Raw genomic sequence first — 23,602 nt, forward strand, 5'->3', positions numbered from 1 at the left:
CCGCCCTTTTTACAAAATAGGCAATGATGCCTCAGGCCGTGCCGAAAGCACTGGCGCCGTGGTCGGCGCGGCCGACCAACTGGCGGAAACCAGCGAACAGCTCGCGGCCGAAACCGAACTCGTTGCCGATGAGATCGATGTCGGCCGTGCGGCGCAGCGCGAGCTCGGGCCCCGGCACCAGCACTTCCAGCGTGCCGGCATCGGCGTCGAGCCGGATGATGTCGCCGTCATGGATCCTGGCGATCGGCCCTTCCTCGACCGCTTCCGGCGTTACATGGATCGCCGCCGGCACCTTGCCGGAAGCGCCAGACATGCGCCCGTCCGTGACCAGCGCGACGCGCTGGCCACGATCCTGCAGGATGCCGAGCACGGTGGTCAGCTTGTGCAGTTCCGGCATGCCGTTTGCCTTCGGGCCCTGGAAGCGGATGACGGCGATGAAGTCGCCGGTCAGCGTGCCGGCCTTGAAGGCTTCGTTCAGTCCCTGCTGGCTGTCGAACACCTTGGCCGGCGCCTCGATGACGCGGCGTTCCGGCTTCACGGCGGACGTCTTGATGACGGCGTGGCCGAGATTGCCGGCGAGCACTTTCAGGCCGCCGGTCGGCTGGAAGGCCTTCTTGAACGGCGCCAGCACCTTCTCGTCGCCGCTCTGCAGCGGCGAGGCTTCACGCACGACGCCGCCATCTTCGCCGAGCCGGGCCTCGACCGCATAGGGCCTCAGGCCTTCGCCCCATACCGTCTGCACATCCTCATGCAGGATGCCTTCGTCGAGCAATTCGCGGATCAGGAAGCCGAGCCCGCCGGCGGCATGGAAATGGTTCACGTCGGCAAGCCCGTTCGGATAGACGCGCGCGAGAAGCGGCACCGCTTCCGACAGGTCGGAAATGTCCTGCCAGGTAAGCGTGATGCCGGCCGCCGCGGCCATGGCGATGAGATGGATGGTGTGGTTGGTAGAGCCGCCGGTGGCGTGCAGGCCGACGACGCCATTGACGAAAGAGCGCTCGTCGATCATGCGGCCGACCGGCGTGTAGGCGTTGCCGAGCGCGGTGATCTCCAGGGCTCGCCTGGTCGCCTCGCGCGTCAGCGCGTCGCGCAGCGGCGTGCCTGGATTGACGAAGGACGCGCCGGGCGTATGCAGGCCCATGATCTCCATCAGCATCTGGTTGGAATTGGCGGTGCCATAGAAGGTGCAGGTGCCCGGCCCGTGATAGGATTTAGACTCCGCTTCGAGCAGTTCTGCGCGTCCGGCCTTGCCCTCGGCATAGAGCTGGCGAACCTTGGCCTTCTCGTCATTGGGCAGGCCCGTCGTCATCGGCCCGGCCGGCACGAACACCGCCGGCAGATGGCCGAAGGTGAGAGCCGCGATCACAAGCCCCGGTACGATCTTGTCGCAGACGCCGAGATAGACGGCGGCGTCGAACATGTTGTGCGACAGGCCGATCGCCGCGGACATGGCGATCACGTCGCGCGAAAACAGCGAGAGCTCCATGCCGGGCTGTCCCTGGGTCACGCCATCGCACATGGCCGGCACGCCGCCGGCCACCTGCGCGATGCCGCCGACTTCGCGCGCGGCATCCTTGATCAGCGCCGGAAACGTCTCGAACGGCTGATGCGCCGACAGCATGTCATTGTAGGAGGTGATGATGCCGAGGTTCGGCACCTTGTCGGCGCCGAGCGCCAGCTTTTCAGACGGGCTGCAGACGGCAAAGCCATGCGCGAGGTTGCCGCAAGACAGGACGCCGCGGTTGGCGGTGCGGCTGGAGGCCTCGGCGATGCGGCCGAGATAGCGCTCGCGGCCGGCTTTCGAGCGTTGGCGGATGCGTTCCGTGATGGCTTCGATGTCGCGTCTGGCTGTCATGGTCGGTCCTTTCGAGCCCCGGAAGAACGTCCTCCACCGTCTGCCGGGACTACTTTGCGTGAAATCAGGGTGCCCAGAACACCTCTACCGGGATGGGTGCCGCTTCGAGCACTTTGCGGATGGGCTTTTTCGCACCCGGTCCCATCGCACCGTCGAAGGCGGTGCGCTTGTCCTCGCCTTCTATATGCAGCGCGATGAAGCCGGCGTCGACGATCCGCGCCAGCGGCAGCGTCAACCGGGGTTCGCCGGCGCTTGCCGCGTGAACCGGCAGCACGATCCTTGATGAGGCCGGGTCGAGCAAATCGCCGAGATTCTCGGCGTCGGGAAAGAACGAGGCGGTGTGGCCGTCGCCGCCCATGCCGAGCACGACGACATCGAGGGGCCAGGGCAGAGCCTTCAGCGCCGCATCGTCGGCCGCCGCGGCGGTCTCGATGCTTGCCGCCTCATGGTAGAGCGGCACGAAGTGCGCGGCAGCCGCCTTGTTCTGCAGCAGGTTGGCCGCCACCAGCCCCGCATTCGAGCGCGGCGAGGAGGCCGGCACGAACCGTTCGTCGACCAGCGTCACCGTCACCTTGTTCCAGGCGATCGGAATGGCCGAAAGTGCTGCAAAGAACTTTGCCGGCGTGGTGCCGCCGGAAACGGCAAGCAGGGCCGTGCCGCGCTCGTCGATGGCCTTGGTCAGGCGCGCCGCGACATTGCCGGCAAGGGCTGCCGCTAGATCCTGGCGCCCGGCAAAGCCGTTCCAGTTATAGACGGGCTCGCTCAATTGCTTTCGTGCCATGTCCGCCCGTCGCGTTCGATCAGCGCAATCGAGGCCGAGGGACCCCATGTGCCGGCCGTATAGCCTTGCGCCTCCTGCCTGGCGCTTTCCCAGGCGTTCTGGATCGGGTCGATCCACTTCCATGCCGCCTCGACCTCGTCGCGGCGCATGAACAGCGTCTGGTTGCCGCGGATAACATCCATGATCAGCCGTTCATAGGCGTCCGGCGCGCGGCCGTCGAAAGATGTTGCAAAGCTCATGTCGAGCGGAATCTGGCGCAGCCGCATGCCGCCCGGGCCTGGATCCTTGATCATGATGAACTGCTTGACGCCTTCGTCGGGCTGCAGCCGGATCACCAGTTGGTTGGCTGAGATCGGCCCGGCGCTGTCGCCGAAGATCGAATGCGGGATCGGCTTGAACTCGATGACGATTTCCGAAACGCGGGTCGCCAGCCTTTTGCCGGTCCGGAGATAGAACGGCACGCCGGCCCAGCGCCAATTGCCGATCTCGGCCTTGATGGCGACGAAGGTCTCGGTGGAGCTGTCTTTGCCGAGTTCCTCGACATAGCCTTTCACCGCGCCGCCTGCAGAGGCGCCGGCGCGGTACTGCCCGCGCACGGTGTGCTTGGGTGCCTCATTGCCGTTGATGCGCTTCAGCGCCCGCAGCACCTTCAGCTTCTCGTCGCGCACGGCATCGGCATCCATCGACGATGGCGCCTCCATGGCAACCAGGCAGAGCAGCTGCAGCATGTGGTTCTGCACCATGTCGCGCAGCGCGCCGGCCTTGTCGTAGTAGGTGACGCGGTCTTCAAGACCGACGGTCTCGGCCACCGTGATCTGCACATGGTCGATATGGGCAGAATTCCAAAGCGGCTCATAGAGCGCGTTGGCAAAGCGCAGCGCCATCAGATTCTGCACCGTCTCCTTTCCGAGATAGTGGTCGATGCGGAAGATCTGGCTTTCGTGGAAGTCGTCTCCAACCACGTCGTTGAGCTTGCGCGCCGAATCGAGGTCGCGGCCGATCGGCTTCTCCAGCACGATACGTGAATTCGGCGTGATGAGATTGTGGGCTTTCAGCTGGTGCGAGATGTCGCCGAACAGCGCCGGCGCCACCGCCAGATAGAAAGCGCGGATGCGGTCGCTTTCGCCGATCGCCTTTTTCAGCTTGTCGAAGCCGGCACCAGTCGTCGCGTCGGCCGATACGTAGGACAGCCGGGCAAGAAATGTCTTGAGTTCCTCGGCGTCGATGTCGGCCGGCTTAACATGCTGGGAAATCGCCTGCTTGGCGAAAGCCTGGAATTCCTCGTCGCTCATCTTGGAGCGCGAGGTGCCGATGATGCGGGTCGGCTCGGAAAACTGGTGGTCGCGCTGGCGGTGGTAGAGCGAGGGCAGCAGCTTGCGTTCCGACAGGTCGCCGGTGCCACCGAAAATGATGAAGTCGAAAGGCTCGACGGGAATGATCTGGCTGGTCATGGTCTGTCCGCTTTGACGCCGCTCGCTGTGACGCGGCAGGATTTAATCTAATCGATTTAAACTATCCAGTGCCATGGTGTCACATCGAGGCCAAATCACTGCATATTGATTCGCTCCAACTGTGCCTTGACACTGGCTGCTCCCCGGAGGCTTTTCGTCAAGCGATGGTCCCGGGGCTTTCGCGCCTGCAACATAAAGCGGGAATGTGACGAAAGCTAATGCGTGTCGCCCAGAAGTGCGAAGCGGTTCTGGGAGACAGACACGCATCAAACAAAAAGGAAAATGCGCTTGCGAGGTGGGTCTTCAATGAGCGGAAAAAGCATGCGTCTGGAAAACAAGGTCGCCGTCATCACGGGTGCTGCGTCAGGTTTCGGCGAAGGCATGGCCAGGCGCTTTGCCGAAGAGGGCGCCAAGGTCGTCGTCGCCGACCTCAACGCCAAGGGCGCGGAGCGCGTTGCAGCAGAGATCGGCCAGGCCGCGATCTGGACCCAGACCGACGTTTCGCAGCGTTCCGAATTCGACGAGATGGTCTATGCCGCAAAAAGCGCCTTCGGCCGCATCGATATCATGGTCAACAATGCCGGCTACACCCATCGCAATGGCGACATGCTCGACGTCGACGAGGCGACCTTCGACCTGATCACTTCAGTCAACATGAAGGCGATCTATCACGCCGCACTTGCCGTGGTGCCGATCATGGAGCGGCAGGGCGGCGGCGTCATCCTGACCACGGCTTCGACCGCCGGTCTGCGACCGCGGCCGGGGCTCACCTGGTACAATGCCTCGAAGGGCTGGGCGATCACCGCGACCAAGTCGATGGCGGTCGAACTCGCGCCCAAGAACATCCGCGTGAACTGCCTTTGCCCGGTCGCCGGCGAGACCGGCATGCTGGAGAAATTCATGGGCACTGACACGCCGGAGATCCGCGAGAAATTCCGTGCCTCGATACCGCTCGGCCGTCTGTCGACGCCGCTCGATATCGCCAACGCTGCGCTTTGGCTTGCGTCGGACGAAGCCGCCTTCATCACCGGTGTGGCGCTGGAGGTCGACGGCGGCCGCTGCATTTGAGCAATTCGGGAAGTACCTCGCTGTTCGCAATGCACGGCAGACAGAGCAACGTCGGCAAGAGTTCGCATCGATGCGCCGGCCGGCCGAGGAACGAACAGTTGACGTCGTCACGCCGGACCCCAGTTTGACTTCTCGATCACCCGAAAGGCATAACGGGATCGTGGATAGTGTTGGCGGGTGATGAAGATCAGGCAGCAGAAAAGTCGCTATGATCTGGGATGGCGGCTGCGGCTTTACCTGGCCACCCGTGCGCGGGCGCGAAGCAAGGCAATTTTCATCGGCATTACCGGAAGCTCCGGCAAGACCACGGCGGGAAGCCTGCTTGGACACATCCTGGCCGGTCATGGTTCGGTCCATACACAGGTTCTGGCCAACACGATGAAACTGTTGGTCTCGACGCTATCCAGGCGAATGGGAAAGGGCGGCAAAACCGACTACGTCGTCTTCGAGGCTGCTGCATTCGGCCCGGATACAATGAAGCCCATGGCCGAATTGCTTCGCCCCGACGTGGCTGTTGTCACAATGGTCCGGCTGGAGCATCGGGCCAGTTTCAAGACTGTGGAAAACGTCGCTCGAGAAAAGAGCGCCCTGGTCGCGGCGCTGGAGCCGGGCGGCTTCGCGATGCTCAATGCCGATGACCCTCTTGTGATGGGCATGGCCTCGGCGAGCTATTGCCGTTCCGTCACATTCGGCACATCGGAGCAGGCGGATTATCGCGTCAGCGATATCGAGGCAGCCTATCCCAAGCCGTTGCGGTTCTCGCTCCACTGGCGCGGCGGTGTGCTCGATATCGAGACGTCGTTCCCCGGCCAGCATTTCTGGCTGCCGACGTCAGCGGCGGTTGCAACCGCTCTTGAACTGGGCGTGCCTGCGCAGATGGTCAAGGACAGAACCGCGACGTTCCAGCCTCTGGAAAATCGCGGCCAGGTGCTCGTCCCCGCGGGCGGCCCCCACTTCATCGTGGATGCCGCAAAGGCGCCCTGGCATTCGCTGAGCCTTGCCTTCGACATGGTAGCCGGATCGACATTCGGGCGAAAACGTATCGTTCTTGGCCAGCTATCGGATTTTTCCGGCTCGAATAACAGATATGCCCAAGCCTACAGCAGCGCGCGCGAGATTGCAGACCAGGTGATTTATGTCGGCGATCATGCCCATCGCTCCAAGGCGAACCAGGCAGATCGCGACAGCGGCCGCGTCATCGAATTGCGCACGGCCAGGGAAGTGTCGGACTACATCGCCCAAACCGCGCAGCCTGACGAGTTGATCCTGCTCAAGAGCTCGTCCAATCTGCACCTCGAGCGTGTCGCTCTTGCCTGGACCCACGACGTCCAGTGCTGGGTTTCGGTATGCGGCAAGACCGAGGGATGCGAGCAATGCGGCCTCTATGAAGTGCCGTTTGAGCAGCACCGTGAGTTTGTGGCGCAGAGAAAATCGAAGCGTCGCAAGCACAGACTGCTGCGGCTCCTCGGCCGCTAGAATCTTTGGCTGAAGCACGCCAGCGCCCGTTTGACTCTGGAACTTGGCACGACGCATATTAGGCTGGGCTAAAAGCTGGCGGGGTGTGAAACTGGAATTGCTGAAAATTCGCAAGGACTTGGGCTGGGCGCTGCGACGGCTGCAGGCGCGCTGGGTGCGGGCGCGTAACGAGGCGACGTTCATCGGCATTACCGGCAGCTCCGGCAAATCCACATCCACCAGCCTGCTTGCACACATACTGGCCGCCCAAGGCAAGGTGCATCTACAGGCCCAGGCCAATACAATGCCTGCGCTCATCCGAACGCTTTACAAGCGCCTGAGGAAGGCCGGCAAAGTCGATTACGTCGTTTTCGAAGCCGGCGCTTCCGACTTCGGCACGATCAGCGCCATGGCGCAGATGCTGAAGCCGAGTGTGGCGGTGGTTACGATGATCCGTCTGGAGCATTTCGGCAAGTTCAAGACTCTGGAAGCTGTGGCGGGAGAGAAGCGGGCGCTGGTCGGGGCACTCCAACCCGATGGACTTGCGGTTCTCAATTGCGATGACCCACTGGTGATCGGCATGGCGTCTGGCGCGAAATGCCGGATTGCGACCTTCGGCCAGTCCGGCGAGGCAGACTACCGCGTGAGTGACGTGCATGCCGCGTATCCGGAATTGCTGCGGTTCACCCTTCATTGGCGCGGTGGCAGCCTGAATATTCAAGCGCCTTTTCCCGGCGAGCAATTCTGGCTGCCGACTGCAGCGGCTGTTGCCGCCGCCTTGGAACTTGGGGTCCCGCCAGAGCAAGTCGTAGCGAGAACGGCATCGTTTGCACCACTGCCCAACCGCTCTACGGTGCAAGAGGTATCCGCGGGTCCGAAATTCCTGGTCGATACGGCCAAAGCGCCCTGGCATTCGCTCAACATTGCCCTGGAGATGATTGCAAAGGCCAAGGGTGCTCGCAAGCGCATTGTGCTGGGGCAGATATCGGACTACGCCGGCTCGTCGAGAAAATACGGCGCCGCCTACAACATCGCGCGCGAAATCGCCGATGAGGTCATTTATACCGGCGACAATGCGCATCGCTCGCGCGCCAGCCAGGCCGACCGCGACAGCGGCCGTTTCATTGAGCTTCGCACTGCCAAGGAAGTTTCGGATCATATCAAACGGACGGCAGTCCCAGGAGAACTGATTCTGCTGAAAAGTTCGTCCAACCTTCATCTGGAAAGGATCGCGCTCGCCTGGACACACGACGTCAAATGCTGGGTCCCGATATGCCGCAAGTCGGAAAGCTGCCAAATGTGCGGCCTCTACGAGGTGCCGTTCGAGGAACACCGGGATTTCCTGGCTAAGCGCAAACTTGCTCGCAGGAGACACCGTTTCAGGTGGTTGCTCGGCGGCTGACCAGATCTGGCGGCTTGTGTCTCAAGCCCCGGTCTTGATGTAGCTCTTGTAGATCCAGCCGCGCTTGCCGTTGTAGACGATCTGGCACCATTTCTTGCAACTCATCACCTGCACCGACGACTTGGCGGGCACGGTCCCCATGGCGGCGGCGTTTTTCTGCGGACCGCTGCGCATTGTCACCGCCCTGAGGATGCGTCCGGTGCCGGCGGCAGCAGCCACCTTCTGTGGCTTGGCCTTGGCCTGGGTATCGTCCGTTGCGGCGGAAGATTGCTCGTCTGGAAGTTGCGGTTTTGGCGTCGGTATGGCGGCGGTCTCGGCGTCGTCGTCATTGGCGGGAGCAGCGACCTTTGACAGCTGCGTCGTGGCGTCGCTCTGCGTCGCCGGTTCTTCGAATGCCGCGGCATCGGACGGTTTGGCGGCAGCCTGCTCGGCAGGAGCCTGATCGGATGGCGTCGCGGCAGGGTCGCTGTTGGATTGCGCCGCAGTCCAGCGCGGATCGTTGGCCGACAGCGGCGGCATGGCAGCCCCACCCACAGCGACCGTCGTTGAAACCGCGTCGCCCTTGGGCGCGGCTTGTGGCGCCGCTACCGCGGTAGCCGTCGCCGCGACCGGGGCAATCTTGGTCGTCTTGACCGGAAAAGTCGGAACGTTCTGCTGTGTGCTGGCGATCGCTTGCCGGTCGTTGGCCGGCAATGCCAGCCAAAGCGCTATGCCCGCCACGCCAAGCAGCGCTGCGGTGCCGACCGCGGCGATCACCAGATGCGAATTCGTGCGCACCCCCTGCCAGAAGGAGGGCCGCATGTCATAACCGAATTGCATGGCGAAGCGCCGACGTTCCGGCGCGCCGAAACTGAAGGGCTCGTTCACTCTTGCCACCTCCAAAAGATGAGCCGGTGTTCTTTCGATCGGCGCCGGCAGCCCGGCATTCGATCGGCATCGGTCCCAACAACAAAGCGGGCAGGCCCGCAGAAATCCCCGTTCAATCGCCCAGAACCGGCATCCTTTGCCCTTGATTGTGGCATCAGTGCGCCCTCAGGGGAATTGTGCGCTCTTGCTAATGATTCTGCAACGTCTCGCTGCGGCAACCAACAGCTCAATAGAATCAGCTCAGTACCAGCCACGGCTGATATGAGATACTTTCCCTATATTCGGTCCCTCAGGGCAAACCAGTTCAGTGCCAAGAACAATAATGGCGTTCTAAATCGCCGGCCGCCGGGAAAAGCCGGGATGTTCAGGTCCTCGATCAGCTTCAGTCTGTCGCGGTTGCCGGCGACGGTCTGGGCATAGAGCTTGCCGAAGAAGTTCGACAGCATCACGCCGTGGCCGGAATAGCCTCCGGCCGAGATCACATTGGGCATCACCTCGCGCACGAACGGTTTCCTGGGCATGGTGATGCCGACATAGCCGCCCCAGCCATGGGTGATCTCGACATCGCTCAGTTCCGGATAAAGCTCGGCTATCTGCCGGCGGATATGGACATGGATGTCCTTCGGATCGTTGACGCCATAGACCTCGCGCCCGCCGAACAGCAGCCTTCCATCGCTGGATTTGCGGAAATAACGCACGACGAAACGCGAATCGTCGACCGCCTCGCCGCCCGGCAGCACTTTCGAATCGACGCCCAGCGGCACCGTCGCGCCGATGAAGGAACCGATGGGCATGATGTGCGCGGCACTCACCGGCTCGAGCGTGCCGCCATAGGCATTTACACCGATCAGGCATTTCTGGGCGGTGATGGTTCCTCTCGAAGTCGTCACCCTGACCTTGCCGCCGCTGGAGGTAACACCGGTCGATAGTGTCTGCTCGAACAGGTGCGCGCCGGCCGCTGCCGCGACCTTTGCCGTGCCGATCACCAGTTTCATCGGGTGGATGTGTCCGGTGCCGGTGTCGCGGGTGCCGCCGAAGTAGCGTGTGGAGCCCAGCCGTTCGGCCGTTTCCCTGGCATCCATGAAGGCGATGTGCGGATAATTGAAGCGGCCCGCCATGATCTCGGCATGCGCCTTGTAGTCGTCGAGATAACGCGGCTTGTGCGCCACGGACAACTGGCCGGGCATATAGTCGATGTCGATCTGGTTGACGGCGGCGAATTCGAGCAGGTGCGCTTTCGCCTCCTCGGCAAGGTCGAACAGCGCCTTGGCGCGGGAGAAGCCGTATTCGGCCTCCATCTCTTCGGCCCAGGCGCGCTGGCCCGTGCCGAGTTGGCCGCCATTGCGCCCTGAAGCGCCGTCGCCGAAGCGATGCGCCTCGATCAGAACGACGTCGGCTCCCGCCTTGGCCAAATGAGCGGCCGCCGACAGCCCGGTGAAGCCACCGCCGACGACGACGACGTCGCAGCTGCGGTCGCCGTCCAGGGCAGGGTACTCAGGGCGTGGTCCGGCTGTGTCTTCGTACCAGGAGCGACCGGGGGAGATAGGTGATTGGTAAGGCATGGGGACACCAGCCAATGGTGAATGGTGAATGGCTGCGAGACGCACGACGTCTGCGCTCATCCATCCAATATGAAACTACTCACCATTCACTATTCACCATTCACACGACGAAGTCGCCGCTCACACGTTGAGCAACAGATACTCCCGCTCCCACGGGCTGATCACTTCCATGAAGGTCTCGAACTCCGCCCGCTTGATCGCTGCATAGGTTGCGGCAAAGGACTTGCCCAAAAGGGCGCACAGCTCCTCGTCGCCCTCGAACAGGTCGACGGCTTCGAGCAGGCCGCGCGGCAGGTCGATCTCATCGGCGTTTGCGGTGGTCAGCACCGGAGGCTCGGCCTTGATCTTGTTGGTGATGCCGATCAGCCCGCAGGCAAGTGAGGCCGCCAGCGCCAGATAGGGGTTGGCGTCGGAAGACGGGATGCGGTTTTCGACACGCCGCGCCGCCGGATCCGAGCGCGGCACGCGGAACGCCGTGGTGCGGTTGTCATAGCCCCATTTGTTGTTGACCGGCGCCGAGGCCGACTGCGTCAGCCGGCGGTAGGAATTGACGTAGGGAGCAAACATCACCAGTGCGTTCGGCACATGCTTCTGCATGCCGCCGATGAAATGGAAGAAGTCGTCGGTTTCCGAGCCGTCCTTCGCCGAAAAGATATTCAGCCCGGTCTTCTTGTCGATGATCGACTGGTGGATGTGCATGGCAGAACCTGGCTGGCCCTGGATCGGCTTGGCCATGAAGGTGGCATAGATCTCATGCTTCAGCGCTGCCTCGCGAATGGTGCGTTTGAACATGAACACCTGATCGGCGAGCTCGACCGGATCGCCGTGACGCAGATTGATCTCGAGCTGGCCGGCGCCTTCCTCGTGGATCAGCGTGTCGATCTCCAGGCCCTGGCTTTCGGAGAAATGGTAGATGTCGTCGATCAGTTCGTCGAACTCGTTGACGCCGGCGATCGAATAGCCGGCTCCGCCGCCGATTGGCCGCCCGGAACGCCCGACTGGTGGCGTCAATGGGTAATCCGGGTCGGGGTTCTTGCGCACCAGGTAGAATTCGATCTCGGGCGCCACCACCGGCTTCAGCCCGCGCTTGTCATAGGCTGCTACCACGCGCTTCAGGACGTTGCGCGGCGTGAACTCGACCGAACGGCCATCCTGATGGACGAGGTCGCAGATGACGGCGGCCGTCGGGTCTTCTTCCCACGGCACCACGGTCAACGTCGACAGATCCGGCATCAGCTTCAGGTCGCCATCATCCTCCGGATAGTGGAAACCGTTGCCGTCCTCGGGATAGCCGCCCGAAATCGTCGTCATGAACACTGCCGATGGCAGCGCCAGCGAGGTGTTGGAAGTGAATTTCTTTGACGGCATCATCTTGCCGCGCGCGACGCCAGCCTGATCAGGCGTGATGCATTCTATGTCTTCGATGCCGCGCCATTCCAGCCAGGCGCTGACTTCCTTCCAGTTCTTCACGCCGCGTTGATTTTTCACGAAGGCAGGCGTTCGGACGCGTCCTCCGCGGGTCGACGGACGGACTTCCTTTTTCGCAGGCGGCATCATTCACCAGTTTGGGTTGCAATTATCACAGTATAGCTGTTGCCGGTGATGGAAGGGAAGGGGAGCTGCCTGTCTTCGCCTTCCTGGTTGAAAATCGCGCCACGCAGATTAGGGTCAACCTCCCGCAGATCGAGCAGCAGAAGACACCGTATGCCAGGCAAATTGACCACGATCGGCTTCGACGCCGACGATACCCTATGGCAGAACGAACAGTTCTTCCGCCTGACCGAGAAGCATTTTGCAACCCTGCTCGCCGACCATGGCGATACCGAGCACATTTCGGCACGGCTGCTGGAGGCCGAGAAGCGCAACCTTGCCGTCTACGGCTTCGGCATCAAGGGCTTTACCTTGTCGATGATCGAGACGGCAATAGAAGTGACCGAGGGCCGTGTGCCGGGGTCGACCATTGCCGAAATCCTTGCCGCCGGCCGCGACATGCTGGGACATCCGGTCGAGGCTTTGCCGCATGCGCGTGAGACCGTGGAAAGGCTTGCCGGCGCCTACCATCTGGTGCTGATCACCAAGGGCGATCTGTTCGACCAGGAGCGCAAGCTGGCGGCGTCCGGCCTTGGCGACCTGTTCGATGCCGTCGAGATCGTCAGCGACAAGAGCGCCGCCACCTATGCCAGGATCTTTGGCCGCCACGGCAGCCCGCAGGACAGCATGATGGTCGGCAATTCGCTCAAGTCGGACGTGGTGCCGGCCATCGAGGCCGGGAGTTGGGGTGTGTATGTGCCGCACGAGCTGACCTGGGTGCTCGAACACGTCGAGCCGCCGGTCGAGGCACCGCGATTTCGTCAGCTTGTCGATCTTGGCGAACTGCCGGCTTTGATCGAGAGCATCGGCAAGGAAGGCTGACCGCCCCGCACGCGTTCGGGCGGATTGCGATCAGCCGCGCCCGAGACTGATCAGCCGGTCGACCACCGGCTGCAGCCTTTCGGTGGTGATCGGCTTGGTTACCACCACATCTACCACGCTCGACAGGCCCAGGCTGTCGGGCGTGCCGGTGTTGGTTGAAAGCAGGATCACCTTGGGGAGCGACCGCCCAGATGTCCGCCGCAAGGCGTCGATGGCCGCCATCAGCGCGCGGCAGTCCTCGTTGTCGGGGCCGCCATCGAGAACGACGGCGCCCGGAATGAGGGTTCGCAATGTCTTGGCCGCCATTTCGGGCGACTCGGAGATCGGCTTCAGTCCGGACTTCTCGACGATCTTCGACACCACCACCCGGTTGATCGGCGATTTTCCAACGACCAGCACGTGGGAGAAATCCGTTGATATCTCGGAGTTCGCGTCCCTGCTTGACGAATTCAGATGTTTGGCGGTGTCGGTCTCGCGGTTCACAGGGCACATGGGCGGGGCGGGCACTCGGCGCTGCTTCAATGCAGGGTTGAAATCCGAGAGCCAATTGGCGTGAGATCGCCCGCCATGTCAAGCTGAAATGACGGACCTGCGAAATATAGCCGGAAATATTAAACCCCGGAGACAAAGTCTGTTTTCGAACTGTAGTTAAGTTTACGCTCAAAAGCGAAAGTCACCCGCGCTGAAAACCCGCGGGTGACGTTGAAATCGGCCAGTGAGCGGCGGGGCCCATAAGTTCCACAAGCACAAAGCTTCCGTAAGGGAAAGATCAGCCGTGACTCTTCTGCGTGACGATCACCGGGATCAGCAGGTCGCCCCAATTGCCGTCGCCGCCATGATGCCGGGCCGAGCGCACCAGTTCCACCGAGACGCCGGCCTCGACTGCCTTCATCACCGATTGATTGAGCCTGTGCAGGTCGTTGGCCAGCATGCGGATGGTCGCCTGTTGGTCGACACTCATCGTGGTGGACTGCTCGTCTGCACGTTCCTTGACGCGGCTTATCGATGCCATTTTCTTCTCCCTTGCCCTTCGGGCGTTTCCTCTGTTGGTTATGTCGATCGGTTCATTCCGCTGCCGGCTTGAACTGGGCGTGCTCGGTGGATTCATGCATGGCGGTGGTCGAGGACTGGCCGCCGCTGATCGCCATCGACACGGCGTCGAAATAGCCGGTGCCGACCTCGCGCTGGTGCTTGGTCGCGGTGTAGCCGTGGACTTCCGCCGCGAACTCGGCTTCCTGCAGTTCGGAGTAAGCCGCCATTTGCCGCGCCTTGTAGCCGCGGGCCAGTTCGAACATGCCGAAGTTGAGCTGGTGGAACCCGGCCAATGTGATGAACTGGAACTTGTAGCCCATGGCGCCGAGCTCGCGCTGGAACTTGGCGATCGTCGCGTCGTCGAGGTTCTTCTTCCAGTTGAACGACGGCGAGCAATTATAGGCGAGCAGCTTGCCCGGATGATGCCTGCGCACGCCTTCGGCGAATTTCTTGGCCTGCGCCAGATCGGGGTTGGATGTTTCGCACCAGATCAGGTCGGCATGCGGCGCATAGGCAATGGCGCGCGCGATGCACGGTTCGATGCCGTTCCTGACCTGGTAGAAGCCTTCAACCGTGCGGCCGGCATCGTAGTCGACGAAAGGCTGGTCGCGCTCGTCAATGTCGGAGGTCAGAAGCTTTGCCGCTTCCGCATCGGTGCGTGCCACGACTAGCGTCGGCGTGCCCATCACGTCGGCCGCCAGACGCGCCGCGTTGAGGTTGCGGATATGCGCGGGGGTCGGGATCAGCACTTTGCCGCCGAGATGGCCGCACTTCTTCTCAGAGGCCAGCTGGTCCTCATAGTGGACGCCGGCAGCGCCCGCCTCGATGAACGCCTTCATGATCTCGAAGGCGTTGAGCGGTCCGCCGAAGCCGGCCTCGGCATCGGCGACGATCGGCGCGAACCAGGTGTCGACCGACAGGCCGTTGCCTTCCGAGGTCTCGATCTGATCGGCGCGCTGCAGCGTGCGGTTGATGCGCTTGACCAGTTCGGGCGCCGCATTGGCGGGATAGAGCGACTGGTCCGGATACATGGCCGACGCGGTGTTGGCGTCGGCGGCGACCTGCCAGCCCGAGAGATAGATTGCCTTCAGCCCGGCACGCACCTGCTGCATCGCCTGGTTGCCCGACATGGCGCCGAGTGCATTGACGAAGTCTTCCTCGTGGATGAGCTTCCACAGCCGGTTGGCGCCCATTTCGGCAAGACTCTGGCGTATCTGGACCGACCCGCGCAGCCGCTTCACATCGTCCGGCGAATAGGCTCGTTCGATGCCGTCGAAGCGGCCTTCGGGCGCGGATGGGACAAGATTGTAAAAATCAGTCATTGGTCACTCCAGATCAATCGATGCCAGTGTCTTGAAACGCCGCGCCCCTGGGATGGTGTGCGTCGTCTGTGTGTGACATCATTTACATTGCGCCGTGACGAGAGCGAGGAAAACCGCCATTTCCGGTAGAAAATAAGAGAAAACCTGTGTTGTGTTTGACTGCTTGCCGCTGTAAATCTGTCATGATTGTAAAAAGATAGTGCGCCGTTCATCGCTCGCAAGTCGTGTAAATTCCTGTCAAGGAAAGCCGGTGGCCGACCAGAAGATATTCGCCGGGCCGCGCATCCGCCGCATCCGCATCGCCAAAGGCCTGACCCAGACGGCGATGGCCGAGGGGCTCGGCATCTCGCCGTCCTATCTCAACCTGATCGAGCGCAACCAGCGGCCGCTGACGGTGCAACTGATCCTGAAGCTGGCCTCTGTCTACAAGGTCGACCCGCATGAATTGCAGGGTGAGGCGAGAGGGTCGATCTCGGCCTTGAAGGAAGTGTTCGGCGACCCGCTGCTTGCCGGTGAGCTGCCGGGCGACCAGGAACTGATCGAACTGGCCGAGGCAGCCCCCAACGCATCGGCTGCGATGATAAAACTGTTTCGCGCTTACCGCGAGCAGGCCGAGCGGCTGTCCGATCTCAACGAGCTTCTGGCGCGCGAGGGCCGCGCCACGGCGCTGTCCGGTGCGCGGCTGCCGATCGACGAAGTGCACGAGATTTTCGAGCGCCGGCCGAACCATTTTGCAGCACTGGAGGAAGAGGCCGAGGCCTTCACCTCGATGCTCGACCCCGGCGACGATCTGTTCGGCGCGCTGAAGGCGTGGCTGAAGCGCGAGTATGGCATCGTCGTCAAGGTTCTGCCGGTCGCCACCATGCCGAACTGGCGCCGCCGTTATGACCGTCATTCGCAGCGTCTTTTTCTATCGGAGCGGCTGTCGCCGTTCGACCAGTTGCGCGAAGTCGCCATGGAGGCCTGCCTGATCCGCATGACGGTCGCGATCGCCGGCGAAATTCAGGCGCTGAAGCTCGGTACGGACGAAGCCCGCCGGCTCGCCCGCTTCGAGTTCGGCCGCTACGCCGCCCATGCCTTGATGATGCCCTATCAGGCCTTTCATGCCGCCGCCGTGCGGGCTCGTTACGACATCGATGTGCTGCGCTCGCGTTTCGGCGTCTCCTTCGAACAGGCGGCGAACCGCCTGACCATGCTGCAGCGTCCTGGCTTGTCCGGAGTGCCGTTCTTCATGCTCGAGGTCGACAATGCCGGCAACCGCTTCCGCAAGGCCGGCGGCCAGGGCTTTCCGCAAAGCCGCTTTGGCGGCGGCTGCCCGAAACTGCCGGTCCATGCCGCTTTCGCTTCGCCTGGCCAGATCCTGGTCGAGGCGGTGGAAATGCCCGACGGCGCCGAGTTCCTCTGCATCGCACGCACGCTCGAGGGGCCGCAGGGTTCGTTCTCCGAGCGCCCGCGCCGCACCGCGCTGCTGTTGGGCTGCGATATCGGCTTTCGCGACGAGATCGTCTATGGCGCCGGGCTGCCGGCAAAGGCCGGACAGGGCGCCGCCACGCCGGTCGGTCCCGCTTGCCGGCTGTGCGAACGCATCGGCTGCCTCGCCCGCGCCGAGCCGCCGGTGACCCGTCCGCTGGGCCTGGACGAGATGGCGACGGGCCTGAGCGCCTTCGATTTCCAGTGATGCTTCTCGGGCAGGAGGTCGCGGAAGACCGCAGCTGTTTGCGCTAAGCAATAGAGCGCGGCCCGAACCATCGCCGAACCAAATATTGATTAAGCATCGGCGCTGCGCTATCGAAGGTGAGCTGCAGGGCAGCCAAGGGGGGACGGCTTATGAACAGGAAAGCTTTGTGGCTTGGCGTGGCGCTTGCCCTTTTGGCGGGGCCTGTTCTGGCAGAAAAATCCTCGGAATTCTTCAAGGACTATCAACAGTATAGTGACGACGGCAAGGCATTCCTGGACAAGATCGATCCAAAGACCGGCGCGGTCGACCTTCCCGAAGGCATCCATCTCGATCTCAAGGACAAGTTCTATTTTCTGGGCAAGAAGGACGCGACGTCCGTCCTGACCGAGGCCTGGGGCAATCCGGCTGATACCGCGTCCGAAGCAATCGGCATGATCTTCCCGGCCAAGTACGAGCCCATCGCCGGCAACGGTTGGGGCATCGAATTGCGCTATGAAAAGATCGGCCATGTCGATGACGCCGACGCCGCATCCATCGACTACACCGAATTGCTGAGCAGCATGCAGGCGGACACATTGTCGGCCAACGATCAGCGGGTGAAGGACGGCTTTCCCCCGATCAAGCTGATCGGCTGGGCCTCGCCGCCGGTCTATGATTTCGTCCACAAGCGGCTGCACTGGGCCAAGGAACTGCAGTTCGGAGACGATACCGTCCACACGCTCAATTACGACGTCCGTTTCCTCGGCCGGGAAGGCGTCTTCGTGATGAGCTACATCGCTACGGTTGAACAATTGCCGGAGATCAAGCAGAGCCTGGACGAAGTGCTGGGCGTGGCGGACTTCAACACCGGCAAGAAATACACCGATTTTCTGCCAGGCACCGACACGGTCGCCGCGGTTGGCATCGGCGGCCTCATCGCTGGAAAACTCGCGGCAAAGGCCGGCCTGATTGCGGTCGCGCTCATCGCCCTGAAAAAGTTCGGCATTCTGCTGCTGGTACCGTTGGCCGGTCTTTGGCGCTTTATCCGCGGCAACAAGGGCACGTCCTAGAAACGGCGGTGTTTGCCCGTATGGCTGCCGGTTGGCGGTGCGCCAAAGGGAATGCCGGGCTGGATCACCTCCGGCGGTAGCCTATGCGCTAGGCGAATGCGGCACGTTTCTGTCGTCCATTGTGCATCATGCCGCCCCGAGATAGCCGACAGTCGCACCCCATGACCGATACCGCATCTTCTCCAATCGCCGCATCGCCGATCGTCTCGCCGCGCGAAGAGCGGGTCGGCTTGCTGCTGGTGTTCCTGTCGGCGCTGATGTGGAGCTTTGGCGGCACCATCGCCCGCTTCATCGACACCGCTGACAGTTGGACGGTGGTGTTCTGGCGCTCGCTGTGGGCGGCTGTGTTCCTGATTTGCTTCATGGCCTGGCGCGACGGCTGGCGCGGCATGTTGCGGCTGTTTCGCGACATGGGCCTGCCCGGCCTTGCCGTGGCCGTCTGTTTCGCCACGGCGTCGACGTGCTTCGTTGTCGCGCTCGCCTACACCACCGTTGCCAATATCCTGTTGATGCAGGCCGGTGTGCCGCTGCTGGCGGCATTGCTTGCCTGGGTGCTGTTTCGCGAACGCGTCGCCGTCGCGACCTGGGTGGCGATCGCCGCCGTCATCGCCGGCGTCGCCATCATGGTGTCGGAATCGCTCGACGGCGCCGTATCGCCCATCGGCGACGGGCTGTCGCTGCTGATCGCCGTCATGTTCTCGATTGCCACCGTCATCACCCGGCGCTTCGCCCATGTGCGCATGACGCCGGCGACGTGCCTCGGCACGATGCTGGCAGCGGCTTTCGCCGCATCGCAAGCCACGCAGTTTGCCACGTCGGCCCACGACATGGCTTTCCTGTTTGCCTTCGGCGTCATCAATCTCGGCCTGGGCCTTGCCTTCTTCGCCACCGGCGCGAGGCTGGTTCCGGCGGCGATCGCAGCACTCCTCGGCACGTTCGAGCCGATCCTCGGACCGATCTGGGTCTGGCTCGTTCATGGCGAGGTGCCCTCGGTGCGCACCATCATCGGCGGCGCGGCGGTGGTCGCCGCGCTGCTCGTCCATATCGCGCTTGAATTCAAGCGCCAGGCGAGACCTGCACGGCCGGGGACCACCGGCCTGCCATCCCCTAATTGACCCGCCTTTCCCTTGGTTGAGCCCGTCTTCCCTATTACGCCCTTCTTTCCCCAATTAGCGAAGCCGCACGCCCTATTGACCGAGCTTCCCCGCGCGGGCCATTGACAACCTTGCTGCGGCACGGGCAGGCTGGGGCACGGCAACAACAAGACAGGCTTATCTTGCCAAGTGTCCCCGCCGGTCGGACCAAGACCGGACCACAGCGTCGTATCCCTGCCAGCGCCGCGGCGAAAGCCTCTGACGGCGTCAGCGCGCCCGCCATGCGGGCACACAGAGCCATCATCTGCCGCTCGTCGAACCGCCCGGACGGCGCTGGCAGTTCATGCTTGTGGCTGCCCGGAAAGCTCAATACTCTGAAGCAAATGCCCAATCGCGCTCGAACAGCGACGACTTGGCGAAGGAACACTCATCAAAGGAGAACAGCATGATCCGCAAAGCGCTCTGGCTTTCGGCAACCTCGGCATTTCTGACGCTTTTCGCCGTTGGCGGCCATGCCGAGGATCGCGTCGTCAACGTCTTCAACTGGTCGGATTACATCGACAGTTCGATCATTGACGACTTCACTAAGGAGACCGGCATCAAGGTCGTCTACGACACCTTCGATTCCAATGAAATCCTCGAAACCAAGCTGCTTGCCGGCGGCAGCGGCTATGACGTCGTCGTGCCCAGCGGCAACTTCCTGGCCCGCCAGATCCAGGCCGGCGTGTTCCAGAAGCTCGACAAGTCGAAGCTGCCCAACATTTCCAACATGTGGGACACGGTTTCGGAGCGCACCGCCAAATACGATCCCGGCAATGAATACTCGATCAATTACATGTGGGGCACCGTCGGCATCGGCTACAACATCAAGAAGGTGCAGGCAGCACTCGGCACCGACAAGATCGACAGCTGGGATGTGTTCTTCAATCCCGACAGCCTGGCCAAGCTGAAGGACTGCGGCGTCTATGTGCTGGACTCGCCGGCCGACATCATCCCGGCGGCGCTCAAATACCTCGGCCTCGATCCGAACAGCACCTCACCTGACGACATCGCAAAGGCCGAGGAGACGTTGCTGAAGGTGCGTCCGTATATCCGCAAATTCCATTCGTCCGAATACATCAACGCGCTCGCCAACGGCGACATCTGCCTGGCGGTCGGCTGGTCGGGTGACGTCTTCCAGGCGCGCAACCGCGCGGTCGAGGCCAAGCAAGGCGTCGAGATCGGCTATTCCGTGCCCAAGGAAGGCGCCCAGATGTGGTTCGACCAGATGGCGATTCCCGCCGATGCGCCGCATGCCGCCGAGGCACTCGAATTTCTCAACTACATGATGAAGCCGGAAGTGATCGCCAAGTCGTCCAACTATGTGCTGTACGCCAACGGCAACAAGGCTTCGCAGCAGTTCGTCGACAAGGCGCTGCTGGATGATCCGGCGGTCTATCCGGACGCCGAGACCTTGAAAAAGCTCTATACGGTCCAGCCCTACGATCCCAAGACCCAGCGCCTGATCACGCGCAGCTGGACCAAGATCGTCACCGGCCAGTAAGCAATGCGACATGGTCCCGGCAGCCACCTGCCGGGACCATTCTTCTCTGGGGCAAGAAGCAAAAAAATAGGACGGAGTGGGACATGAAATCGCTTGGCAGCATCCGCAGGGATTTCGCGCCATGGAACGACCCGAACGCCAAGCCATATATCCAATTCGAGAACGTCACCAAGAAGTTCGGTGACTTCACCGCCGTCAACAATCTGTCGCTGACCATTTTCGAGCGCGAGTTCTTCGCCCTGCTCGGCGCGTCGGGCTGCGGAAAGTCGACGTTGCTGCGGATGCTTGCCGGCTTCGAGGAGCCCACCGCCGGCCGTATCCTTCTCGACGGCCAGGACTTGCGCGGCATCCCGCCCTACCGCCGCCCGGTCAACATGATGTTCCAGTCCTATGCGCTGTTCCCGCATATGAGCGTGGAAAAGAACATTGCCTTCGGCCTCAAGCAGGAAGGCATGCCGGGACCGGATATCGAAAAGCGCGTCGCCGAGATGCTGAAGCTGGTGAAGCTAGAGCAGTTCGCCAAGCGCAAGCCGCACCAATTGTCGGGCGGCCAGCGCCAGCGCGTCGCGCTCGCCCGCTCGGTTGCCAAGCGGCCAAAAGTCTTGCTGCTCGATGAGCCGCTCGGCGCGCTCGACAAGAAGCTGCGCGAGGAAACGCAGTTCGAGCTGATGGACCTGCAGCAAAATCTCGGCCTTACCTTCGTCGTCGTCACCCACGACCAGGAAGAGGCGATGACCATGGCCGACCGCATCGCCATCATCGACAAGGGCGAGGTGATGCAGGTGGCGACGCCGGCGGAAGTCTATGAGGCGCCGAGCTCACGCTTCGTTGCCCACTTCGTCGGCAATGTGAACATGTTCGAAGGCAAGGTCGCCGAGCGTGCGGCAAACACCACGCGCATTACCGGCGCGACAGGGGCCCAGATCGTCGTCGAAAACAGCACCGATACAAAGGCCGGTTCCGACATCGTCTTCGCCATCAGGCCGGAGAAGATCAAGGTGTCGTCGAAGAAACCGGCCGACGCAGTCAATGCGCTTGAGGGCGAGGTCTACGACGTTGCCTATCTCGGCGACATGACCGTCTACCACATCCGGCTGGATGACGGGCAGATCATCAGGGCAAGCGCGCTCAACGCGGCGCGAGTCACCGAGGACCCGCTGACCTGGAACGACCGCGCCTGGGTCTCCTTCCGGCCGGATGCCGGCGTCGTGCTGACGCGGTAGGGGGCGGGCATGTCCAACATCGCCATCACCGGCACCGGCCCATCGACAGCGGCCAAACCGTTTCTGACACGGCTCGGCGCCGGCTTCGTCAGCCGGCTCGTCATCATCGTGCCCTATCTTTGGCTGCTGTTCTTCTTCCTCATCCCGTTCATCATCGTTTTCAAGATCTCGCTGTCGCAGACGGCGATCGCCATGCCTCCCTACACGCCCGTGCTCGATTTCAGGGACGGCATGTCCGGTTTCTTCGCCGGCTTCCGCGAACTCAACTTCGACAATTATACCTTGCTGGCGCAGGACGCGCTTTACTTCAAAGCCTATGTGACCAGCGTTATCATCGCCGCGATATCGACGGTCCTTACGCTGCTCGTCGGCTACCCGATCGCCTATGGCATGGCGCGTGCGCCGGCAACGATCCGCCCGACCTTGATGATGCTGGTGATCCTGCCGTTCTGGACGTCGTTCCTGATCCGCGTCTACGCCTGGATTGGCATCCTCAAACCTGAAGGCCTGCTCAACCAGCTGCTGCTCGCCACCGGCATCATCGACGAACGCTTGATCATTCTCAACACCTACTATGCGATCTTCATCGGCATCGTCTATTCCTACCTGCCATTCATGGTGCTGCCGCTCTATTCCTCGCTGGAAAAAATGGATTATTCGCTGATCGAGGCGGCCAAGGATCTCGGCTGCCCGCCGACATCAGCCTTCTGGAAAATCACCTTCCCGCTGTCGCTGCCCGGTGTCATTGCCGGCTGCCTGTTGGTGTTCATTCCCGCGGTCGGCGAGTTCGTCATTCCCGACCTGCTCGGCGGATCGCAGACGCTGATGATCGGCAAGACGCTCTGGAACGAATTCAACAGCAACCGCGACTGGCCAGTATCATCGGCGGTGGCGGTGATCCTGCTATTGCTGCTGATCGTGCCGATCATGCTATTCCAGCGAGCCCAGGCGCGCGCCCAGGAGCAAGACAAATGAACACCAGCTGGAGCCGCTTCAACGTCACCTCGGTCGTGCTGGGCTTTGCCTTCCTCTATCTGCCCATCGTGCTGCTCGTCATCTTCTCCTTCAACGAGTCGAAGCTGGTCACCGTCTGGGGCGGCTTCTCGACCAAATGGTATGCCTCGCTGTTCCACAATCAGGGGCTGATGGACGCCACCTGGGTGACCGCGCGTGTGGCTGTCATCTCCGCCACTGTGGCAACCGTGCTCGGCACGCTGGCGGCACTGACCTTGACCCGCTACACCCGCTTCCGCGGCCGCATCCTGTTTTCCGGCATGGTGTTTGCGCCGCTGGTCATGCCGGAAGTCATCACCGGCCTGTCGCTGTTGCTGCTGTTCGTTGCCGTCGGTCTCGACCGTGGCTTCCTGACCGTGACGCTTGCTCACATCACCTTGACCATGTGCTTCGTGGCTGTCGTCGTGCAGTCGCGCCTGGTGTCGTTCGATCGTTCGCTGGAAGAAGCTGCCTTGGACCTCGGCGCAACGCCGGTAAAGACCTTCTTTCAGATCACGCTGCCGGTGATCATGCCGGCCATCGTCTCCGGCTGGATGCTGGCCTTCACCTTGTCGCTTGACGATCTGGTGATCGCCTCCTTCACCTCGGGGCCTGGCGCCACCACGCTGCCGATGAAGATCTACAGCCAGGTGCGTCTCGGCGTGACGCCGGAAATCAACGCCGCCTGCACCATCCTGATCGCCGTCGTGGCGGTAGGCGTCATCATCGCTTCGGTCGCCAACAAGCGGCGTGAGGTGCAGCGCCAGCTCGACGAACAGGCCGCGCAGCGCGGTTGATTGCGTCAAACGAGGGAT

At 62.2% G+C, this 23,602-nt stretch carries 20 protein-coding genes; 11 read left to right on the forward strand and 9 right to left on the reverse strand.

Annotated elements, in window-relative coordinates; translation table 11 throughout:
- Positions 1-31: 31 nt before the first annotated feature.
- From edd to zwf, 3 genes are all read right to left on the reverse strand, one after another.
- Positions 32-1,855, reverse strand: a complete 1,824-nt coding sequence (edd, locus tag NKJ57_RS26195) for a phosphogluconate dehydratase (protein ID WP_352513164.1) — start codon at positions 1,853-1,855, stop codon at positions 32-34.
- Between the two features lie 64 nt (positions 1,856-1,919).
- Complete coding sequence (pgl, locus tag NKJ57_RS26200) at positions 1,920-2,636, reverse strand: 6-phosphogluconolactonase (protein WP_352499478.1); 717 nt, start codon at positions 2,634-2,636, stop codon at positions 1,920-1,922.
- Entirely contained in the window at positions 2,618-4,087 is a 1,470-nt protein-coding gene (gene zwf, locus NKJ57_RS26205; protein ID WP_023669307.1) for a glucose-6-phosphate dehydrogenase, read from the reverse strand. The genes pgl and zwf overlap by 19 nt, the downstream gene beginning before the upstream one ends.
- Before the next feature lie 321 nt (positions 4,088-4,408).
- On the opposite strand from zwf, the gene NKJ57_RS26210 reads away from it, so the two are divergent.
- From NKJ57_RS26210 to NKJ57_RS26220, 3 genes are all read left to right on the forward strand, one after another.
- Positions 4,409-5,155 carry an SDR family oxidoreductase gene (locus NKJ57_RS26210; RefSeq protein ID WP_027049416.1) on the forward strand — a complete coding sequence of 249 codons (747 nt, stop codon included), beginning with the start codon at positions 4,409-4,411 and terminating at the stop codon, positions 5,153-5,155.
- Positions 5,156-5,335: 180 nt separating this feature from the next.
- Positions 5,336-6,631 carry a Mur ligase family protein gene (locus NKJ57_RS26215; protein WP_352513162.1) on the forward strand — a complete coding sequence of 432 codons (1,296 nt, stop codon included), beginning with the start codon at positions 5,336-5,338 and terminating at the stop codon, positions 6,629-6,631.
- An 85-nt stretch (positions 6,632-6,716) separates the two neighbouring features.
- Positions 6,717-8,012: a Mur ligase family protein gene (locus NKJ57_RS26220; protein WP_352513160.1), complete on the forward strand. Its 1,296-nt coding sequence runs from the start codon at positions 6,717-6,719 to the stop codon at positions 8,010-8,012.
- Between the two features lie 21 nt (positions 8,013-8,033).
- Here the strand turns inward: NKJ57_RS26220 and NKJ57_RS26225 are convergent, their stop codons facing one another.
- The 3 genes from NKJ57_RS26225 to NKJ57_RS26235 all read right to left on the reverse strand — a co-directional run bounded on the left by NKJ57_RS26225 (position 8,034) and on the right by NKJ57_RS26235 (position 11,998).
- Entirely contained in the window at positions 8,034-8,879 is an 846-nt protein-coding gene (locus NKJ57_RS26225) for an SH3 domain-containing protein (RefSeq protein WP_352513158.1), read from the reverse strand.
- Positions 8,880-9,154: 275 nt separating this feature from the next.
- Positions 9,155-10,441 carry an NAD(P)/FAD-dependent oxidoreductase gene (locus NKJ57_RS26230; protein ID WP_352513156.1) on the reverse strand — a complete coding sequence of 429 codons (1,287 nt, stop codon included), beginning with the start codon at positions 10,439-10,441 and terminating at the stop codon, positions 9,155-9,157.
- Positions 10,442-10,561: 120 nt separating this feature from the next.
- A complete protein-coding gene (locus NKJ57_RS26235; RefSeq protein WP_023681878.1) occupies positions 10,562-11,998 on the reverse strand; it encodes a glutamine synthetase family protein in 1,437 nt (478 codons plus the stop codon).
- A 147-nt stretch (positions 11,999-12,145) separates the two neighbouring features.
- On the opposite strand from NKJ57_RS26235, the gene NKJ57_RS26240 reads away from it, so the two are divergent.
- Positions 12,146-12,853 (forward strand): HAD family hydrolase, encoded by a 708-nt coding sequence (locus NKJ57_RS26240; protein ID WP_352513155.1) that lies wholly within the window; start codon positions 12,146-12,148, stop codon positions 12,851-12,853.
- Positions 12,854-12,883: 30 nt separating this feature from the next.
- Here NKJ57_RS26240 and NKJ57_RS26245 read toward each other — a convergent pair whose 3' ends face one another.
- The 3 genes from NKJ57_RS26245 to aceA form a co-directional block, all read right to left on the reverse strand.
- Positions 12,884-13,345, reverse strand: coding sequence for a response regulator (locus NKJ57_RS26245; RefSeq protein WP_352513180.1), 462 nt, complete (start codon positions 13,343-13,345; stop codon positions 12,884-12,886).
- A 277-nt stretch (positions 13,346-13,622) separates the two neighbouring features.
- A complete protein-coding gene (locus NKJ57_RS26250) occupies positions 13,623-13,865 on the reverse strand; it encodes an SMc00767 family acetate metabolism repressor (protein ID WP_352513154.1) in 243 nt (80 codons plus the stop codon).
- A gap of 52 nt (positions 13,866-13,917) precedes the next feature.
- Positions 13,918-15,207, reverse strand: coding sequence for an isocitrate lyase (gene aceA, locus NKJ57_RS26255; RefSeq protein WP_352513153.1), 1,290 nt, complete (start codon positions 15,205-15,207; stop codon positions 13,918-13,920).
- Positions 15,208-15,457: 250 nt separating this feature from the next.
- Between aceA and NKJ57_RS26260 the strand changes: the two genes are divergently transcribed.
- From NKJ57_RS26260 to NKJ57_RS26290, 7 genes are all read left to right on the forward strand, one after another.
- The gene (locus tag NKJ57_RS26260) at positions 15,458-16,885 is read left to right on the forward strand and encodes a helix-turn-helix domain-containing protein (RefSeq protein WP_023727761.1); all 1,428 of its coding nucleotides are present in this window, start codon (positions 15,458-15,460) and stop codon (positions 16,883-16,885) included.
- Positions 16,886-17,034: 149 nt separating this feature from the next.
- Positions 17,035-17,934, forward strand: a complete 900-nt coding sequence (locus NKJ57_RS26265; RefSeq protein WP_031193251.1) for a DUF2167 domain-containing protein — start codon at positions 17,035-17,037, stop codon at positions 17,932-17,934.
- A 161-nt stretch (positions 17,935-18,095) separates the two neighbouring features.
- Positions 18,096-19,049, forward strand: coding sequence for a DMT family transporter (locus tag NKJ57_RS26270; protein WP_352513152.1), 954 nt, complete (start codon positions 18,096-18,098; stop codon positions 19,047-19,049).
- A 424-nt stretch (positions 19,050-19,473) separates the two neighbouring features.
- The gene (locus tag NKJ57_RS26275) at positions 19,474-20,571 is read left to right on the forward strand and encodes a polyamine ABC transporter substrate-binding protein (RefSeq protein ID WP_023669323.1); all 1,098 of its coding nucleotides are present in this window, start codon (positions 19,474-19,476) and stop codon (positions 20,569-20,571) included.
- Positions 20,572-20,654: 83 nt separating this feature from the next.
- A complete protein-coding gene (locus NKJ57_RS26280; RefSeq protein ID WP_023697298.1) occupies positions 20,655-21,794 on the forward strand; it encodes an ABC transporter ATP-binding protein in 1,140 nt (379 codons plus the stop codon).
- Positions 21,795-21,803: 9 nt separating this feature from the next.
- On the forward strand, positions 21,804-22,769 hold the full coding sequence (locus NKJ57_RS26285; RefSeq protein WP_352513151.1) for an ABC transporter permease subunit: 966 nt from the start codon (positions 21,804-21,806) through the stop codon (positions 22,767-22,769).
- Entirely contained in the window at positions 22,766-23,584 is an 819-nt protein-coding gene (locus tag NKJ57_RS26290) for an ABC transporter permease (protein WP_352513149.1), read from the forward strand. The genes NKJ57_RS26285 and NKJ57_RS26290 overlap by 4 nt, the downstream gene beginning before the upstream one ends.
- The last annotated feature ends 18 nt before the right edge of the window (positions 23,585-23,602 follow it).

The organism is Mesorhizobium sp. M0077, from assembly GCF_040322955.1.
In the GTDB taxonomy this organism is placed as follows: Bacteria; Pseudomonadota; Alphaproteobacteria; order Rhizobiales; family Rhizobiaceae; genus Mesorhizobium.

Coding starts and splice junctions, on each gene's coding strand:
- edd (WP_352513164.1), bottom strand. CDS start 1,855: ATGACAGCCAGACGCGACATCGAAGCCATCACGGAACGCATCCGCCAA.
- NKJ57_RS26275 (WP_023669323.1), top strand. CDS start 19,474: ATGATCCGCAAAGCGCTCTGGCTTTCGGCAACCTCGGCATTTCTGACG.
- NKJ57_RS26265 (WP_031193251.1), top strand. CDS start 17,035: ATGAACAGGAAAGCTTTGTGGCTTGGCGTGGCGCTTGCCCTTTTGGCG.
- NKJ57_RS26270 (WP_352513152.1), top strand. CDS start 18,096: ATGACCGATACCGCATCTTCTCCAATCGCCGCATCGCCGATCGTCTCG.
- aceA (WP_352513153.1), bottom strand. CDS start 15,207: ATGACTGATTTTTACAATCTTGTCCCATCCGCGCCCGAAGGCCGCTTC.
- NKJ57_RS26250 (WP_352513154.1), bottom strand. CDS start 13,865: ATGGCATCGATAAGCCGCGTCAAGGAACGTGCAGACGAGCAGTCCACC.
- NKJ57_RS26245 (WP_352513180.1), bottom strand. CDS start 13,345: ATGTGCCCTGTGAACCGCGAGACCGACACCGCCAAACATCTGAATTCG.
- NKJ57_RS26210 (WP_027049416.1), top strand. CDS start 4,409: ATGCGTCTGGAAAACAAGGTCGCCGTCATCACGGGTGCTGCGTCAGGT.
- NKJ57_RS26215 (WP_352513162.1), top strand. CDS start 5,336: ATGAAGATCAGGCAGCAGAAAAGTCGCTATGATCTGGGATGGCGGCTG.
- NKJ57_RS26240 (WP_352513155.1), top strand. CDS start 12,146: ATGCCAGGCAAATTGACCACGATCGGCTTCGACGCCGACGATACCCTA.
- NKJ57_RS26285 (WP_352513151.1), top strand. CDS start 21,804: ATGTCCAACATCGCCATCACCGGCACCGGCCCATCGACAGCGGCCAAA.
- NKJ57_RS26280 (WP_023697298.1), top strand. CDS start 20,655: ATGAAATCGCTTGGCAGCATCCGCAGGGATTTCGCGCCATGGAACGAC.
- pgl (WP_352499478.1), bottom strand. CDS start 2,636: ATGGCACGAAAGCAATTGAGCGAGCCCGTCTATAACTGGAACGGCTTT.
- NKJ57_RS26290 (WP_352513149.1), top strand. CDS start 22,766: ATGAACACCAGCTGGAGCCGCTTCAACGTCACCTCGGTCGTGCTGGGC.
- zwf (WP_023669307.1), bottom strand. CDS start 4,087: ATGACCAGCCAGATCATTCCCGTCGAGCCTTTCGACTTCATCATTTTC.
- NKJ57_RS26230 (WP_352513156.1), bottom strand. CDS start 10,441: ATGCCTTACCAATCACCTATCTCCCCCGGTCGCTCCTGGTACGAAGAC.
- NKJ57_RS26235 (WP_023681878.1), bottom strand. CDS start 11,998: ATGATGCCGCCTGCGAAAAAGGAAGTCCGTCCGTCGACCCGCGGAGGA.